Origin of the sequence: Anaerocolumna aminovalerica (assembly GCF_900115365.1) — a bacterium.
Classification (GTDB): domain Bacteria; phylum Bacillota; class Clostridia; order Lachnospirales; family Lachnospiraceae; genus Anaerocolumna; species Anaerocolumna aminovalerica.
The window spans coordinates 16,319-35,175 of sequence record NZ_FOWD01000025.1; the positions used below are offsets into that span (position 1 = coordinate 16,319).

17 protein-coding genes are annotated in these 18,857 nt (G+C 34.9%); all 17 read left to right on the forward strand.

Annotation, left to right across the window (positions count from 1 at the left end):
* The first annotated feature begins 93 nt into the window (after positions 1-93).
* On the forward strand, positions 94-891 hold the full coding sequence (locus BM183_RS13655) for an MBL fold metallo-hydrolase (RefSeq protein WP_091687431.1): 798 nt from the start codon (positions 94-96) through the stop codon (positions 889-891).
* Positions 892-1,025: 134 nt separating this feature from the next.
* Positions 1,026-1,298, forward strand: coding sequence for an ACT domain-containing protein (locus tag BM183_RS13660; RefSeq protein ID WP_091687432.1), 273 nt, complete (start codon positions 1,026-1,028; stop codon positions 1,296-1,298).
* A gap of 56 nt (positions 1,299-1,354) precedes the next feature.
* On the forward strand, positions 1,355-2,719 hold the full coding sequence (locus BM183_RS13665; RefSeq protein WP_091687433.1) for a PFL family protein: 1,365 nt from the start codon (positions 1,355-1,357) through the stop codon (positions 2,717-2,719).
* Positions 2,720-2,758: 39 nt separating this feature from the next.
* Positions 2,759-4,210 (forward strand): aminoacyl-histidine dipeptidase, encoded by a 1,452-nt coding sequence (locus BM183_RS13670; protein ID WP_091687434.1) that lies wholly within the window; start codon positions 2,759-2,761, stop codon positions 4,208-4,210.
* A gap of 1 nt (position 4,211) precedes the next feature.
* Positions 4,212-5,453 carry a CapA family protein gene (locus BM183_RS13675; protein ID WP_091687435.1) on the forward strand — a complete coding sequence of 414 codons (1,242 nt, stop codon included), beginning with the start codon at positions 4,212-4,214 and terminating at the stop codon, positions 5,451-5,453.
* 222 nt (positions 5,454-5,675) lie between these two features.
* A complete protein-coding gene (locus BM183_RS13680) occupies positions 5,676-7,007 on the forward strand; it encodes an LCP family protein (RefSeq protein WP_170848014.1) in 1,332 nt (443 codons plus the stop codon).
* Positions 7,008-7,234: 227 nt separating this feature from the next.
* The gene (locus BM183_RS13685; RefSeq protein WP_242960997.1) at positions 7,235-8,071 is read left to right on the forward strand and encodes a M23 family metallopeptidase; all 837 of its coding nucleotides are present in this window, start codon (positions 7,235-7,237) and stop codon (positions 8,069-8,071) included.
* 469 nt (positions 8,072-8,540) lie between these two features.
* On the forward strand, positions 8,541-9,344 hold the full coding sequence (locus BM183_RS13690) for a GTP pyrophosphokinase (protein WP_091687437.1): 804 nt from the start codon (positions 8,541-8,543) through the stop codon (positions 9,342-9,344).
* 94 nt (positions 9,345-9,438) lie between these two features.
* Positions 9,439-10,827, forward strand: a complete 1,389-nt coding sequence (locus tag BM183_RS13695; protein ID WP_091687438.1) for an RsmF rRNA methyltransferase first C-terminal domain-containing protein — start codon at positions 9,439-9,441, stop codon at positions 10,825-10,827.
* 27 nt (positions 10,828-10,854) lie between these two features.
* Positions 10,855-11,574: a pseudouridine synthase gene (locus BM183_RS13700; protein ID WP_091687439.1), complete on the forward strand. Its 720-nt coding sequence runs from the start codon at positions 10,855-10,857 to the stop codon at positions 11,572-11,574.
* Positions 11,575-11,672: 98 nt separating this feature from the next.
* Positions 11,673-12,323: an HAD family hydrolase gene (locus BM183_RS13705; protein WP_091687440.1), complete on the forward strand. Its 651-nt coding sequence runs from the start codon at positions 11,673-11,675 to the stop codon at positions 12,321-12,323.
* 189 nt (positions 12,324-12,512) lie between these two features.
* The gene (locus tag BM183_RS13710; RefSeq protein WP_091687441.1) at positions 12,513-13,478 is read left to right on the forward strand and encodes an RluA family pseudouridine synthase; all 966 of its coding nucleotides are present in this window, start codon (positions 12,513-12,515) and stop codon (positions 13,476-13,478) included.
* Between the two features lie 169 nt (positions 13,479-13,647).
* The gene (locus tag BM183_RS13715) at positions 13,648-14,181 is read left to right on the forward strand and encodes a Holliday junction resolvase RecU (RefSeq protein ID WP_091687442.1); all 534 of its coding nucleotides are present in this window, start codon (positions 13,648-13,650) and stop codon (positions 14,179-14,181) included.
* A gap of 341 nt (positions 14,182-14,522) precedes the next feature.
* On the forward strand, positions 14,523-15,782 hold the full coding sequence (gene hisZ / locus BM183_RS13720) for an ATP phosphoribosyltransferase regulatory subunit (protein ID WP_091687468.1): 1,260 nt from the start codon (positions 14,523-14,525) through the stop codon (positions 15,780-15,782).
* A 158-nt stretch (positions 15,783-15,940) separates the two neighbouring features.
* Positions 15,941-16,591, forward strand: a complete 651-nt coding sequence (gene hisG, locus BM183_RS13725) for an ATP phosphoribosyltransferase (protein WP_091687443.1) — start codon at positions 15,941-15,943, stop codon at positions 16,589-16,591.
* Positions 16,592-16,793: 202 nt separating this feature from the next.
* Complete coding sequence (gene hisD / locus BM183_RS13730) at positions 16,794-18,086, forward strand: histidinol dehydrogenase (RefSeq protein WP_091687444.1); 1,293 nt, start codon at positions 16,794-16,796, stop codon at positions 18,084-18,086.
* A gap of 173 nt (positions 18,087-18,259) precedes the next feature.
* Positions 18,260-18,850, forward strand: coding sequence for an imidazoleglycerol-phosphate dehydratase HisB (gene hisB, locus BM183_RS13735; RefSeq protein WP_091687445.1), 591 nt, complete (start codon positions 18,260-18,262; stop codon positions 18,848-18,850).
* The last annotated feature ends 7 nt before the right edge of the window (positions 18,851-18,857 follow it).

Sequence of the window (18,857 nt, forward strand, 5' to 3'; positions counted from 1 at the left end):
TTTTGCAGTTTCTAAGAAATATTAAGGAAAAGTATTGACAAAATCTTTGGAATGGGTAATACTTTGAAATTATAAAATGCTTAGGAGGTACTTATGAATTTATGCAGTATATCTAGCGGCAGCAGTGGGAATTGTACCTTTGTTGGCAGTAAAAATACAAAATTACTGGTAGATGCAGGTATTAGCGGCAAAAAGATAGAGAATGGACTAAATAGCATTGATGTTCATCCGGAGGATATTCAAGGAATCTTAATAACTCATGAACATGCAGATCATATTATGGGTATAGGGGTTCTTGCCAGAAGGTATAATACACCTATATATGGAACTGCAGAAACTATTAACGCAATACTGCGAATGAAGAGCATAGGACGTATAGCAGAGGATTTATTACATTATGTGGTTCCCGATGAGTCGTTTCAGATTAACGATATTACAGTAGAACCTTTTTCTACATCCCATGATGCTTCCAATCCCGTATGCTATACATTTCAATCAGATGGCCATAAGGTAGGAATGGCAACGGATTTAGGAAAATACGATGATTATATTATTTCTAAATTATCCGGCTCTGAGATTCTTTTATTAGAAGCAAATCATGATATAAATATGTTAATGGTAGGGGGATATCCATACTATTTAAAGCAAAGAATATTAGGAGACAGAGGTCATTTGTCCAATGACTATTCTGCAAAATTACTTTGCAAACTCTTACATGATAAACTAAAACATATTACACTAGCTCATTTAAGTAAAGAAAACAATTATGAAGAATTGGCTTATGAAACTGTCAGGGTGGAATTAAATCAACATATGGATGACAGAACTTCTGGAAAAATACTTAGTGTAGCAAAAAGAGATACAGCCTCTGAGATGTTATCCACTACTTAAAAAGATAATATTCGTTAAAGAATTGTATGAAAAATCGGGGCAAAAGCTTTGATAATGCGTTCTACATTTCTACGAAAATTAGTATTAAACATATGAGTATTAAGCAGACATATTGTATGCAGAATGGAGTCAGAATGAAAAAGACAATAATAACCGTAGTAGGAAAAGACAAAGTTGGTATCATTGCAAATATCTGTACTTATTTAGCAAATAACAGGGTTAATATTCTGGATATTTCACAGACCATAGTACAAGGATATTTTAATATGATGATGATTGTGGACAGTAACAATTCACCTAAGAATTTTGAACAGCTTGCGACAGAATTAGAACAAATCGGTGAAGAAATTGGTGTCATTATTAAGACACAGCATGAGGATATCTTTAATAAAATGCACCGCCTATAAGAAGTGGTGCTTTTTTGTAATATAAAAGATTGAATAGTTGAAAGGTGCGTATTAGGATGATCAATATTAATGAAGTCTATGAAACCAATAAAATGATTGAACAGGAGAATCTGGACGTTAGAACCATTACTTTGGGTATAAGTCTGCTAGACTGTGCGGATAATAATCTGGACGAATTAAATAGAAAAATTTATGATAAGATTACAACGGTTGCAAAAAATTTGGTTGCAACAGGTAAATCCATTGAAAGAGAGTACGGTATTCCCATTGTAAATAAAAGAATTTCTGTGACCCCCATTGCTTTGATTGGGGCTTCTTCCTGCAAATGCCCGGAAGATTACGTTAAAATAGCGGAAACTTTAGACAGAGCGGCACAAACCGTAGGTGTTAATTTTATCGGCGGCTATTCTGCTCTTGTATCCAAAGGAATGACAGAAAGTGATGAAAATTTAATTCGTTCCATTCCCCAGGCTTTAGCAATTACTGAGAGAGTTTGCAGTTCTGTTAACGTAGGCTCAACAAAAACGGGTATTAACATGGATGCAGTAAAATTACTTGGTGAAATTATATTAGAAACGGCAGAAAGAACAAAGGAGAGAGATTCCTTAGGCTGTGCCAAATTAGTAGTATTTTGCAACGCTCCTGATGATAATCCCTTTATGGCCGGTGCCTTTCATGGTGTAACAGAAGCGGATGCTATAATTAATGTTGGTGTCAGCGGACCAGGAGTTGTAAAGACTGCTTTACAAGAAATTCGAGGTGCTGATTTTGAAACTCTTTGTGAAACCATAAAGAAAACTGCATTCAAAATAACCAGAGTGGGACAACTGGTGGCACAGGAAGCATCTAAAAGAATGAATATACCATTTGGTATTATTGATTTATCCTTGGCACCTACTCCTGCAGTTGGAGACAGTATTGCTGAGATCTTTGAAGAAATGGGCTTAGAATATGCAGGAGCTCCGGGAACTACGGCAGCATTGGCATTATTAAATGACCAGGTTAAAAAAGGCGGTGTTATGGCTTCTTCTTATGTTGGCGGCTTAAGCGGTGCATTTATACCTGTCAGTGAAGATCAGGGTATGATCAATGCTGTAAGTGCAGGAGCCCTTACTCTCGAAAAATTAGAAGCAATGACCTGTGTATGTTCCGTTGGACTTGATATGATAGCCATACCGGGAGATACCAAAGCAACTACCATATCCGGAATTATCGCTGATGAAATGGCCATTGGTATGGTAAATCAAAAGACTACAGCAGCAAGGCTAATACCTGTAATAGGAAAAACAGTAGGAGATAGAGCGGAATTCGGCGGATTATTGGGATATGCCCCAGTTATGCCGGTAAATCAGTTTAGCTGTGATGCATTCATTAACCGGGGAGGAAGAATTCCTGCACCTATTCACAGCTTTAAAAATTAGTTATAGATTAGAAATTTAATAAAAAGCGAGGTAAAATTTATGAATCAAAAATTAAAGGAACTGGATTATAAAAAAATATTTCACTATTTTAGTGAAATATCAGCAATACCAAGAGGTTCTAAAAATAATACTGCTATAAGTAATTATCTGGCTGAGTTTGCAAAGGAAAGAGGCCTGGAATACATTCAGGATGAATATGAAAATGTGGTGATTATTAAAGAAGCTTCTAAAGGTTATGAGAATGCTCCTGTTGTTATGATTCAAGGACATATGGATATGGTATGTGAGAAGACCAATGACAGTACCCATGATTTCTTAACAGAAGGAATTGAACTACTGGTAGATAATGACTATATTCATGCAGACCGTACCACATTAGGTGCGGACAATGGAATTGCCCTTGCTTATTCTCTTGCATTTTTAGATGATGAAACATTACAGCATCCAAGAATAGAAGCAATCTTTACAACTGACGAAGAAGTAGGAATGGAAGGTGCAATTGGTTTAGACGTTACACCTTTAAAAGGTAAATATTTAATTAATGTTGACTCAGAGGATGAAGGTTCTTTACTTATCAGTTCCTCTGGTGGATTAACCGGTACTTGTGAATTGCCGATCAACCGTGTATCCAATAAAGGATTAAAAGTAAAGATTATGATCAGTGACCTGCAAGGTGGACATTCCGGTGCCGAAATCCATAAGAATAGAACCAATGCCACTAAACTTATGGGAAGGTTACTCTTTGAACTAAGAGAGTATGTAGGATACGGTTTAATAGAAATGAAGGGCGGACAAAAAGATAATGCCATTCCAAGAGACAGCTTTGCTGAGATTTGCATTAACCCGGAAGATTTAGAGGACTTTACAAAGGCAATAGAGGATATTTCATTTAAATATAAGAATGAATTAAAGTCCAGCGAACCTTATTTAGCAATTCATGTTCAGAATCTTTCTGAAGGAACTTTTGAATGCCTTCATCCTACTTCCTTTGAAAAAGTGCTGTTTATGCTTGTGCATACCCCAAATGGAGTACAGGTTATGAGTTCTAACATTCCAGGCTTAGTAGAAAGTTCTTTGAATTTAGGAATTTTCCATGTGGATGCAGATAAGGCTGTATTCTGCTTCTCTGTTCGTAGTTCTGTAAATAGTTATAAGCAGTATTTAGCCAGCAGGCTTAATTACATGGCTGGATTCTTAGGGGGAGAGTTCTATGTAAGAGGACAATATCCAGCTTGGGAATATAAGAAAGATTCCAAATTAAGAGACCATTTATTTAAAGTCTTTGTAGAACAGTATGGATATGAACCAAAGTTAGAAGCCATTCATGCTGGCTTAGAGTGCAGTTTCTTTGCCGAAAAAATTCAGGATATCGATATTGTTTCCTTGGGACCGGATATGTATGACATCCATACGCCAAAGGAAAAACTAAGTATATCTTCTGCTGTTCGTGTTTATAAATACCTGGAAAAGGTCATTGAAGGATTAAAATAGTATGAGTAAAAAGAAATTCCACGCTAGGTTACGAACCATAGTGATTATTATTTGCATATTAACAGTAGGCATTATTGGTGAATTAATCGCTTATTCTTATGTTAAGATTTCGGATAAAGCCAGGGAAGACTCTTATGTGGAAAAGGACTTGAACAATAGTGATAATAAGGAAACCGCAATTAAAGACCCAGACAAGGATACCAATACTGCATCTGAAGAGAATAATAGTGATGAGACGAAAGAGGAAGGCAGGGATTCTGTAAAGGAGAATCCCTATGAAGATGATAATAATTCCGGTGATAAAAATACAGATGAAATCGTAATGCTGTTTACGGGAGATATCTATTTTTCTGATTTTATTTTAAATCAATATAACAAGAAGGGCTTGGATGGAATTCTTTCAGAAAATATTCAGGAAGAATTTCATAATGCCCATATTGTAATGGCAAATGAAGAATTTCCGTTCAGTAAAAGGGGTTCAAAGGCTAAGGATAAGCAGTTTACTTTCCGGATTGATCCACAATATGTGCAGATTTTTTCGGATATGATGATTAATGTGGTAACTTTAGGCAATAATCATGTATTAGATTATGGTACTGAAGCTTTGCTGGATACCTTTAGCACGTTACAAGATGCTAAGATACCATATGTTGGTGCAGGAAACAATTTAAAAGAAGCACGGGAGACCAAATATTTTGATGTTGGTGAAAAAACCGTTGCCATATTAGGGGCTTCACGGGTGATTCCGGTTACTGAATGGAATGCAGGAGAGAACAAACCTGGGTTATTTACTACTTATGATCCCACTGCACTGATAGCAGAAATTGAAACTGCCAAATTACAAAGCGATTATGTTATTGTATATGTCCATTGGGGTATTGAAAAGAAGAATCACCCGGAAGAATATCAGCGTAAAATGGCGAAACAATACATAGATGCAGGTGCAGATCTGGTTGTGGGAAGCCATCCACATGTACTGCAAGGCATGGAATATTATAAAGGCAAGCCAATTATTTATAGTTTAGGCAACTTTATGTTTTACAGTAATATTCCACAAACGGCTTTGCTTAAGGTGACTTTACAAAAAGGGGATTCTGTTAAAACAGAACTTTTACCTGCAAAAGCAGAGAACGGAACCACTTTCATAATAGAAGATACAAAAGAAATTCAACAATTTTATAAGTATATGACAGACATATCATATGGCGTAACTTTTGATAAATCAGGTGCCATATCCTATTAGTCTGTTATTAGCATAATATTTTAGGAATTCCATGGATTTCGGAGTTCCTAAAAAGTATGAAAAGAATTTTAAAATTATTTTACACAAAGTTAATATTATGCTATAATATTTCATGCCAGTATTTGGAATACCTTATAAATACTGAATTATATCAAATCATGGGAGCTAAGTTTGAAAGAATTTCATTCTTTCAATGGCTTTGGAAGGAGCATGGTTATTAGAATGAATAAAAATGAATGCTGCAGTGAACAAGAAGATAGTTGTGGTAAATGTAAAGAGGATGATGTTAATACAGAAGAGTCAAATATAGAGGAAGATTTTGATTTAACTAAGTGGATAGATGAAGCAGTAGATGAGAATGTACCCTTAGACGAAGAACTTGCTTTAGCCCAGGAAGAAGAACAAATCTTAAGTGATATAAGTGCATCCATTGGTGAGCAGGTACAGAAAGAAATGGGTGACACAAGAGATGATGTGAAACAAAAGCGAAAGATACCCTTATGGGCTAAAATAGCGGGAGGAACCCTTGGAACTTTTCTGCTTATTTTTATTTTACTAATTGTTACCCCTGGTGGTAGAAATTTTCTGTGGAATACAGCAGTAGGTATTGCATATAGTCGTATGAAATATGATAATGGGGCTGAAACCATACAGCAAACCGTGATAGATGATGTGGAAGAGGATGCACTAAAGAATCAGATTACGGATACACCGGTTTCATGGGATACAAGACATATTGAGGATGGCCCGAGGCAGGAAGAGGGTGTCATTAATGTATTATTATTAGGGGAAGAAGCCATTGATTCAGGAGGTAGTCGCGGACGTACTGACATGGTGATTATTGCGACCATGAATACCAAGGATAAGAAATTAAAATTAACTTCTTTAATGAGAGATTTATTGGTTCAGATTCCTGGCAATAAAGATAATAAATTGAATGCAGCCTATGCAATAGGAGGAATCCCTCTATTATATGAAACAATAGAAATAAACTTTGATATAAAACTGGATGGCTATGTAAGAGTAGGATTTGATGATTTTGAATCCCTTATAGATAAACTTGGTGGGGTTGACATCACATTAACAGAGGCAGAGGCACGTTATTTAAATACCACTAACTATATTTCAAAACCCCAATTTCGAAAAGTAGTACCGGGATTACAAACATTAAACGGTAACCAGGCTTTGGGATATTGCCGTGTGCGTTATGTATCAACAAAAGATCATCAAAGGGATGATTATGGAAGAACTTCAAGACAACGTGTTTTACTAAATGCAATATTTGATAAATATAAATCAAAAAGTTTACCGGAATTATCCTTAATGCTTTATGATATATTGCCGTTGATATCAACAGATATAACATTGAAAGAATTTGATACTTATTTGAAAGCAGCTGTAAACATGGGCTTAACAGAAATTGAGGATATTCGTATACCGGCGGATAATACATTTGAGGAAGGTTATGCCAGAAAGATGGCTGTTTTAATACCAGATTTGGATGCAAATATAAAAGTACTTCATGAATTTATATTCGGCAGTGTAGAAGAATAAAACCTAGGACTTGCTATACAAACATTATAAGCAAGTCCTTTTTTCATGCCGTTTTAATTCAAATATTAAATTAGTATACATTCATAACGCTGATCTCTTTTAAAAACTTACTAAAAAGCTTTTTTGATATGTTTTTTCAGAGGTTTTATAATCGGAACAAGTATAAGGTCATATCTAATTACTATGCACATATAATAAAAAGAAAGCCAATTTTGAAGAAGGTGCATATGAGAAAATTTAATATACCGGAAGAAAAGAAATACTTTTATTTCTTTAGTTTTCTTTTATTTATTACTATGCTATATGTTGGTCATTTGCTGAATCAAATTGGCTTGCATATGTATGTCAACCGTATAAATAGTACAAGTATTCAATATGAAGAATTTCGTAAAATGAAGCTGCCTGCTTCCCGGATAAAAAAAGTGAAAAAAGACACTGATAAATTAGAGGACTTAACTATATCTATGTTAATAAATGACTATGAGCTATCGGGAAAAAAGAATATGAAAAAAAGGGATATAAAGAAACTGGTTCTTCAAGTAAGCGAAAATAAGACCTATCAGGAGCTAAAGAAATATTATTATGAAATACTTAATGATATAAAGTATTTCCCTGTTCCTTTAAAAGAAAACGGTGAACCTTATGTAACCTTTGAGGATTCCTGGTATGCTGACAGGAATTATGGAGGAGCCAGAAAACACGAAGGTACGGATTTGATTCCAGAATATAATGTTACCGGTCTATATCCCATAATCAGTATAACGGATGGAGTAGTAGAAAAAATAGGGTGGCTGGAAAAGGGCGGTTATCGGATAGGGATACGTTCTTCTTCAGGTGCTTACTTTTATTATGCCCATCTGGATTCCTATGCTGAGGGGATAGAAGAAGGAGATGAAATAAAAGCAGGCCAATTACTTGGATTAATGGGGGACAGCGGTTATGGTCCAGAGGGAACAACGGGTATGTTTGCAGTACACCTGCATTTGGGAATATACATAGATACCCCAGCTGGAGAACTCAGTGTAAATCCTTACTATATTCTTTTATATTTACAGTCACAATAAAAGAAATTGTAATAGTTTCTTAAAATCATTCTGATAATAGTAAGAAAGCATTTGTAAAAAAATTTCCACAAAATAATAGTAATATGATATAATACAAACGGAGTGAGATAATTACAAGTTTACTTGTAATTATCGATTGGAGTGCCAAGATCATGAACAGCTTTTATGTTCATGATATAATACAAACGGAGTGAGATAATTACAAGTTTACTTGTAATTATCGATTGGAGTGCCAAGATCATGAACAGCTTTATGTTCATGATATAATACAAACGGAGTGAAGAATTTGCAAGCAAGCTTGCAAATTCTGAGCGTAGTACAAAGATCATGAACACGTTATGCTCATGATATAATAAACAGGGTAATGGATTCTTAATTTATATAGCAGAATTCATTCATAAGATTTTGTACGAAGAAAAAGACAGAAAACTTCGGCAGAAAAAATAAATGGGGACAGGAGAGAAATTGTATGGAAATTCAGTTATGGAGAGAAATATTAGATCCCTATGTTTTAGCAGTTGATGAATTGGTAGTTAAGTTCAATCACATTATTGATGAATATCGGAAAATGGGTGATTATTCACCAATTGAACAAGTAAATGGAAGAGTGAAAACCATATCAAGTATTTTAGAAAAAGCACAGAAAAAAAATATTGCCTTAGACAATATGGAAGAAGAAATTGAAGATATCGCAGGAATTCGAATTATCTGCCAATTTGTAGAAGATATAAACAAAGTAGTGGAAATCATTAAAAAAAGAACGGATATGACTGTAAAAAGTGAAAAAGACTACATTGCCCATATGAAATCCAGTGGATACAGAAGTTATCATTTGATAATCTATTACAATGTTCAAACTCTAACAGGTACCAAGCAAATTCAAGCAGAGATTCAGATCCGCACCTTAGCCATGAACTTTTGGGCAACCATTGAACATTCCCTTCAGTATAAATACAAACATAATATGCCGGAACATATCCGAAACAGACTTTCACGTGCAGCAGATGCCATAATCGCATTGGATGCCGAAATGTCACAGATCCGCGGTGAAATTATGGATGCGCAAAATTCATTTAAGATAAAAGCAAATACCGTTTCGGATATATTGACCAATATACAAAATCTATATAAAGTAGCAAATAAGAGGGAAGTTCTTAAGATTCAAGATGAATTTTATAAAATTTATGAGACCGGGGATTTAGAACAACTGGAACGTTTTAGTAAGGAACTGGACGTGATATCAGAAGGATACCGGGCTCAGAGTTTAAGATAAATGTAATACAGGTTATCATTCTTAACGCAATTTCAGCTTTGCTGAATTTGTGTTAAGGATAGTAAAAAACAGCTAACAGAATTAAGGAGACTTTATGATATTACCTAAGCTTTTTGAAGAGCGTATGAAGAACCTGCTAAAGGATGAATATACATATTTTCTTCATTCTTATGATCAGAAACATTACAGCGGACTTCGTGTGAATACATTAAAAATAACACCAGAAGAATTTGAAAATATTTGTCCTTTTAAAATCACAAGGATACCTTGGATTGAGAACGGTTATTATTATAGCGGAAATGAGCAACCAGCAAGACATCCCTATTATCATGCTGGCTTATATTATATTCAGGAACCCAGCGCTATGACACCGGCCAATTTACTTCCTATAGAACCGGGTGATAAAGTATTGGACTTATGCGCTGCCCCGGGAGGGAAAAGTACGGAACTAGCTGCAAAACTAAAAGGAGAAGGCCTTTTGGTAGCCAATGATATCAGTAATTCAAGGGCGAAAGCTTTGCTTAAGAATATTGAATTATTTGGTGTCCCTAATGCAGTCATTGTCAGTGAAACACCTGCCAAATTAGCTAATTATTTTGAAGGTTACTTTGATAAAATATTAGTAGATGCACCTTGTTCCGGAGAAGGGATGTTCCGGAAGAGTCCTTCCATTATGAAAAACTGGGAACAGTACGGCGTAGATTATTACAATAAATTACAAAAAGAGATTATACTTTTTGCAGCAAAAATGTTAAGACCCGGCGGAAAGATGCTTTACTCCACCTGTACCTTTTCACCAGAGGAGAACGAAGGAACTATTAAGTATTTATTAGAAAATTGTCCCGAATTTCATGTTTTGAATCCAATAGAACATAAGACGAATAAAGAAAAAGTATCCTACGAAGGGTTTTCATATGGAAAGCCAGAATGGGTGGATGGCACTGAAGAATTAAAGAACTGTATACGTTTATGGCCTCATAAGATTCATGGAGAAGGGCATTTTATTACTCTTCTAGAAAAGTATTCTTCACAGGAAAAAGATTCTTCCATCGGTAAAATAAATCATGGAAGCTTATCAGGGGAAGCAGATGAATTTATGAGCCATTTAAATATAGAATGGGATCCCAAGCAAATTGACATCCGTGAGGACAAGTTGTATTTATATCCAAAAGAACTTCCTGCAATAAAAGGTTTAAGAATTATGAGGCCTGGGTTATTCCTTGGTGAGATGAAGAAGAACCGTTTTGAGCCAAGTCAGGCTTTGGCAAGTTCACTTAAAATCAGTGAGTATAATCAAACCATTAACTTATCGGCAGAGGATCCTGACACCATAAAATATTTAAAATGTGAAACTATAGAAGTGTCCGGAGATTATAAAGATGGTTGGCAGCTTATATGTGTTGATGGATATCCTCTCGGATGGGGTAAACTTACCGGACAAACTTTGAAAAATAAATATCTTCCTGGTTGGAGATGGATGTAATGAAGTAAATTGAAAGGATACAGGTGAATGGGCAATACAGTTCGTTTGGATAAATATCTTACAGATATGGGTGTTGGATCAAGAAGTGAAGTAAAAACTTATATCAGAAAAGGGCGTGTTCAAGTAGATGGACAAGTTGTAAAAGAACCGGATCTAAAAATAAGCACTACCGATACACAAGTACTATTTGACAATAGTATATTGCAGTATGAAGAGTTCGTCTATTATATGTTAAATAAACCGGCGGGAGTAGTATCCGCAACTACGGACAACCTGTGTACTACAGTTGTAGAATTGATTAAAGAAGCTGATAATAAAGATATTTTTCCTGTGGGTCGCCTGGATAAAGATACGGAAGGTTTATTACTCATTACAAATGATGGAGAACTATCCCACCAACTTCTTTCTCCCAGAAAGCACGTTGCAAAAGTATATTATGCCAAAGTAAAAGGCTACGTGACCGAGGAGGATGTTCAGTTATTTGAAAAGGGAATAAAAATCAATGATGAATTTACAACTTTACCTTCAACTTTGAATATTATAAAGTCAGATGAAATATCAGATATTGAATTAACTATCTACGAAGGTAAATTTCATCAGGTAAAACGAATGTTTCTTGCTATAGGAAAAGAAGTTATATACCTAAAACGTCTAAGCATGGGTAGTTTGAAATTAGATGAAACCCTTGTTCCGGGAGAATATAGAAAACTTACACAGGAAGAAGTTAATTCCCTTAAGAACAGCTGACTATGGCAGATGAAGCAAAAGTTTCCCGGTTTGTAAGCCGGATACAATATGATAAATTTATGGTAACATAATAAAATAAAAATAGAAAAGGTGTATAAATGTTTAATAATATTAAAGCAGTTTTATTTGATTTAGATGGCACTTTGGTAGATTCTATGTGGATGTGGAAAGATATTGATATTCAATTCTTAAATAAATATGGAATTGAATATCCAGAGGGCTTACAAGAAAGTATTGAAGGAATGAGTTTTTCAGAAACAGCAGAATATTTTAAAAGCCGCTTTCAGCTAATGGAATCCTTAGAACAAATTAAAGAAGAATGGAATAAAATGGCCTGGCATAGATATACTAATCAAGTTCCATTGAAAGAGGGAGCCTTAGAACTATTACAGTATTTAAAAGAGAATAATATAAAGGCAGGTATTGCAACCAGTAACTCCAGAGAACTTGTTAATTTAATTGTTCAGCAATTAGGATTAGAATCTTACTTTGGGTCCATTCGGACTTCCTGTGAAGTAGAAAAAGGTAAACCTTCACCGGATATTTATTTATTGGTTGCAAAAGACTTAGGTGTCAAACCGGAACAATGTCTGGTATTTGAAGATGTACTACCGGGAGTTATGGCTGGAAAGAATGCCGGGGCAAAAGTATGTGCAGTTTATGATGCATATTCTGCAAAAGATACTGATGTTAAGAAAGAAGCGGCAGACTATTATATTAATTCTTTTTTTGAACTTCCGGTATTTTAGCAATACTGACTTCCAATAAGAAACCTTATAAAAACTTTGGAAATGCCATATAAGAAAGCTTTTCCGAAGTTTTTTAGAAGGTTTCTAATGGAGATTAGTGTAAAGGAGAATCAAGTTTATAAATTTAATTTGGAATTAGATAATTAGTATGTTGTGGGATAAGAGACAGAAATGGTGAAAGGTTAACCTATGAAGATATTAAAAGTAGAGAGAAATGAAGCCGGACAGCGCTTAGATAAGCTTTTAATGAAGCAGCTGAATAAAGCACCAAAAAGTTTTATTTATAAAATGCTTCGTAAGAAAAACATAACGCTAAACGGTAAAAAAGCGGAAGGCTCAGAAATAACCCAGATTAATGATGAAATAAAATTCTTTTTATCCGATGAAACTATAGAAAAGTTTAGTGAACAGACTGCAACTACAGTAGTAGAACGTGAATTTGACATAGTTTATGAAGATAGCAATATATTAGTGGTAAATAAACCGGCTGGATTATTATCACAAAAATCAGTGCCGGAGGATATTTCTTTGGTGGAACAGGTAATTTCTTATTTGTTAACTTCCGGCCAAATTACCAATGAAGAGTTACAAACCTTTAAGCCTTCAATCTGTAACCGATTAGACCGTAATACCAGCGGGTTAGTGGTTACTGGAAAAAGTTTAATTGGACTTCAAACCATGTCCAGGTTATTCAGAGACCGGTCTCTTCATAAATATTATTTGTGTATTGTAAAAGGAAAGATGGAAAGAACAGGACAGGTATCGGGATACCTGAAAAAAGATGTTAAAACTAATCAGGTTACGGTAAGTAAAGAGAAGACGGAAGATAGCGACTTCATTCAAACGGAATATGAACCTCTTAAATACAACCAGGATTATACCCTATTAAGAGTAAAATTAATAACAGGGAAAACCCATCAGATACGTGCTCATCTAAGCAGTATGGGACATCCTGTTATAGGCGATTCCAAGTATGGTAGCGGGAACGTGAATAAATGGTTTAGAAAAGAATTTGGATTAGGACATCAGCTTTTACATTCTTACCAAATTATTTTCCCAAAAATGACTGAGGAATTTCAGCATTTAAGCCATATGGAATTAACTGCTAGAGAACCGGAGTTATTTCAAAAAATAGAAAAACAATTGTTTACCTAGGGTGCGTAAAACAATTTGTTCTAGATGTTTACTACACTTTGTGTGAGAGTTATTTCAATTAGAAGCGGTGTGGTTATGGCAACTGAAGCTGAAGCAAATATACTGTAAAGTGGAGCCTTCAGACTAGGGCAATGAGTTTCAGACACACCCTGATAAAGGAGGATTAAGTATGCCGTTATGGAACTCCAGAGGCCTTAGGGGGTCATCACTGGAAGAATTAATCAATCTAACTAATGTAAAATACAGAGAAAAGAAATTAGCATTGATTCAAAAGATTCCTACGCCTATTACTCCAATTAATATAGATAAAGAGAACAGGCATATTACTTTAGCATATTTTGAAGAAAAAAGTACGGTAGATTATATTGGAGCCGTTCAGGGAGTTCCTGTCTGTTTTGATGCAAAAGAGTGTGCCGTAGATACATTTGCATTACAGAACATTCATGAACATCAAGTGAATTTTATGAAAGAATTTGAAGAACAGGGAGGCATTGCTTTCCTGTTGATTTATTATTCGAAGAAAGATTATTATTATTATCTGCCCTTTAAAAATCTTTTGGAATTTTGGCAAAGGGCTGAACAGGGAGGGAGAAAAAGTTTCCGTTTTGATGAACTAAATCCGGAGAATCAAATAGAATGTATCAATCATGTATTTGTCCACTACCTTGAGAATTTAGCAAAAGACATAGAAAACCGTGAATAATTTAGGAGAAAATTATACATAACCGTAATTATATGAATTTGATTAGTTGACATACCTAAGACTCTATACTATAATAATTTAAATTGTCATGGTAGCGAATTATCACGTTACTATAATGAAGTAAAAAAGAAGTGAGTTAACAAAATGCTTTTGTTAATTATGGGATGATTAATCTCATCTTTCAACTTCAAAAGTTTTGTATCTGCTAATCATCGATACAAAACTTCGGATGTACTAATAGTAGTGAGGTAATGAGGCAAGGTTAAAAGAAGTTTATTTACAACAGGAGATTTGTGTTACCTGCAAAGTCTCCAGACTTTGAAAGGAGTATGGTTATAAATATGATAAATAAATTATTGCATACACCAGAAGGTGTAAGAGATATATACAATGGAGAATGTGAAAATAAATTACATCTTCAGAACCAGCTCCATCAGGTTATGAAACTCCATGGATTTAAGGACATTCAAACCCCTACCTTTGAGTTTTTTGATATATTTAATAAAGAACGGGGTACGGTAGCAGATAAGGATATGTATAAGTTCTTTGATAAAGAGGGAAATACTTTGGTTTTGCGTCCGGATATTACTCCTTCCATAGCCAGATGTGCAGCAAAATATTATAAGAATGAAGAGCTGCCAATACGTTTATGTTATATGGGAAGTACTTTTATTAATAACAGCAGTTATCAGGGAAAGTTAAAGGAATTTACCCAGTTAGGTGCGGAATTAATCAATGATAGTTCTATTGATGCAGATGCACAGATGCTTGCACTGACAATTGAGTGTTTATTGCAGGCAGGTCTTAAAGAATTTCAAGTTGAAATAGGAGATGCTGACTTCTTCAGGGGCTTAGTTGAAGAGGCAGGGTTTGATGAAGAAGAAGAGAACCAGTTTAGAATACTTATTGAGAATAAGAATCTGTTTGGTGTGGAAGAAATTATATCAAATAAGGAAATATCCTCTGATTTAAAAACTATTTTCTTAAATCTTCCGGAATTATTCGGAAGTTTAGATAAATTCACCTATGTAAAATCTCTAACTCAAAATGAAAGGGCATTACAAGCAATTAAACGTTTGGAAGATTTATATTCCATATTGGCCATTTATAAATTAGAAAAATACGTATCCTTTGATTTGGGAATGTTAAGTAAATACAATTACTATACCGGCATTATATTCAGGGCTTATACTTATGGTACCGGTGAACCAATAGCCGCTGGAGGACGTTATGATAATCTGGTTGGACAGTTTGGAAAACAAGCACCTGCAATTGGTCTGGCATTTTATGTGGATCAGTTAATGCTTGCACTATCCAGACAAAAGAAAGGTTTGGAAAAGTCTATTGAAAATACTTTAATTCTTTATAAAACAATAGTACGTGAACATGCCATTGTACTTGCCAGCCATTTTAGAAATGAAGGTATGAATATTGAATTGTTACGTGAAAGAACAGATTATACATTAGAGGATTATATTGCTTATGCAAAAAGAAACGGAATAGGCGGTATTTTGTATTTTGAAACAGGGTCGATAATTAAAGTAATTAACTCTTACAGCGGAGAAATTCAAGAGGCAAAATTTGAAGATTTTTTAAAATAGTAATGCAGCTATAAATAAAAAAACTTACTATGTAGTATATTGTTGATGAATTTGTCTGCGGACAAATTCATTGCCATAACTTATTAATAAGACCCAAATATTTTTATTAGACAGAAAAAAGATAAGAATATCATAGTAGGAGATTGGAGAACCCCCATATGAGATATTTAACCTTTGCACTTGCAAAAGGCAGGATGGCAAATAAAACTTTGGAAATATTAGAGAAAATAGGCTATACCTGTGAAGAAATGAAGGACCCGAAATCCCGAAAGCTTATTTTTACAAATGAAGAACAAAAAATTAAAATATTCCTGTCCAAAGCCAATGATGTACCCACCTATGTGGAATATGGAGCCGCTGATATTGGTGTTGTAGGTAAAGATACCATATTGGAGGAAGGAAGAAAATTATACGAGGTAATTGATTTAGGAATCGGAAAATGCAGAATGTGTGTGGCGGGTCCTAAAGAAGCAAAAAAATTACTTGAGAATGGAGAAATAATCCGTGTTGCAACTAAATATCCTAATATTGCAAAGGATTATTTTTATAATAAAAAACATCAGACGGTGGAAATTATTAAGTTAAACGGTTCTATAGAATTGGCTCCTATTGTGGGGCTTGCTGAGGTTATTGTAGATATTGTAGAAACCGGTTCTACTTTACGGGAGAATGGATTGGAAGTACTTGAGGAAATATGTCCATTATCAGCCAGAATGGTAGTTAACCAAGTAAGCATGAAGATGGAAAATGAGCGTATTACTAAGTTGATCAATGATTTGAGAGAGGTTCTTGCTCATAACAAAGAATAATCAATAGTCAAAGCGGATATTCCACTTGCCCATAGGCAAGTTTATCCCCTTATGCTACGGCCTCTAACCTCATTGCCGCTACGTGGCATTTCAGCAGGAGTTGAACTCCTGCTGAAACAGGCAAGTCCTTACCTATGAGGTTAAAATATAAGTTTTACGCCAACCATTAAACAATACACAGGTATAAAGAAAGGAGCCTCCTATGAGAACCATAAGATTAGATTCCGAATCCAAGAAGAACATATTAGAAAGCCTTTTAAAAAGAAGTCCCAACCAATATGAAGAATATACCAATACAGTGAATAATATAATAGAAGAAGTTAAATCCAGGCAAGACGAAGCAATATTTGAATACACCAAAGAATTTGATAAAGCGGATATTAATGCAGGTAATATAAAAGTAACAGAGGAAGAGATAGAGGAAGCTTATTCCTTATTAGATCCCTCTATAGTAGAAGTTATACGTAAAGCTGCAAATAATATTGATGTTTACCACAGAAAGCAAAAACAATACAGTTGGTTTGACAGTGAACCGGATGGCAGTTTATTAGGCCAGAAGGTTACTGCTATAGGCGCAGTTGGTGTTTATGTTCCGGGAGGTAAAGCAGCTTATCCCTCATCCGTATTAATGAATGTCATTCCTGCAAAGGTAGCCGGTGTTGAAAGAATAGCAATGGTGACACCACCGGGAAGGAACGGTAAAATATATGAAGGAACTTTGGTAGCAGCAAAAGAAGCCGGTGTTACAGAAATATATAAAGTAGGGGGAGCTCAGGCTATAGCAGCACTTAGCTTTGGAACAGAAAGTATTAAGAAAGTGGATAAAATAGTGGGCCCCGGTAATATATATGTGGCTCTTGCCAAAAAAGCGGTCTATGGTCATGTAAGCATTGACTCCATAGCAGGTCCAAGTGAAATCTTAGTTCTTGCAGATGAAAGTGCCAATCCAAGATTTGTGGCGGCAGATTTACTGTCCCAGGCAGAGCATGATGAACTGGCATCTTCCATTCTAATTACAACAAGTAAAGAATTGGCAGAAAAGGTATCGGAAGAGGTGGATAAATTTGTTGCACAGTTATCCAGAAAAGAAATCATTCAAAAGTCTTTGGACAATTACGGTTATATTTTATTAACAGACACATTGGAAGAAGCCATTGAAACAGCTAATGAAATCGCTTCCGAACATCTGGAAATTGTAACGAAAGATCCATTTCATGTTATGACAAAAATTAAAAATGCAGGGGCTATTTTCTTAGGAGAATACAGCAGCGAACCATTGGGAGATTATTTTGCAGGGCCTAATCATGTACTGCCTACCAACGGAACCGCTAAATTCTTTTCACCACTTAGTGTGGATGATTTTATTAAAAAATCCAGTATTATAGCTTATTCAAAAGAAGCATTAGAGCCAATATACAAAGATATTGTTAAGTTTGCCAATGCAGAAGGATTAACTGCACATGCCAATTCCATATCTATAAGATTCGAAGAATAGATAGGAGGAAAGTGTGAAGAAAAATAGATATCTTCACACTTGGAAGAAAAAGCACCTTCACTTGAAGAAAAAGCATTTTCAAACATTATTTAAGATGCCGAAAAGGGGTATCATGTTTGGAAGGTTGAAGAAATGCCATTCTTTCAACCTTTGAAAGGAGCATAGTTATAAAAATGAGTAGAAATGCAAAAGTAGAACGAAAAACAAAAGAGACAGATATTATTCTGGAATTGAATTTAGATGGAACAGGTAAGGGGATTATTGAAACAGGAGTCGGTTTCTTTAATCATATGTTAGATAACTTTGCAAGACATGGATTTTTTGATTTGAATTTAATTACAAATGGCGACTTACATGTAGACTCTCACCATACAGTAGAAGATACCGGCATTGTTTTAGGCCAGGCAATTCGTAATGCATTAGGAGACAAAAAGGGAATTAAACGGTATGGAAATGCAATGATTCCAATGGATGAAACCTTGGTAATATGTGCTCTTGATTTATCCGGCAGGCCTTATCTGGTATTTGACCTTCCTTTAACTGCAGAAAAAGTAGGTTATATGGAAACGGAATTGGTAAAAGAATTCTTTTATGCTGTTTCTTACTCAGCAGGGATGAATCTTCACATAAAACTAATTCATGGTTCTAACAATCATCATATTATTGAAGCTGCATTTAAAGCTTTTGCAAAAGCTTTGGATCAGGCAGTTCAATATGATGAAAGAATTGAAGATGTGCTATCCACAAAAGGAACGGTGGACTAAGGAGGTA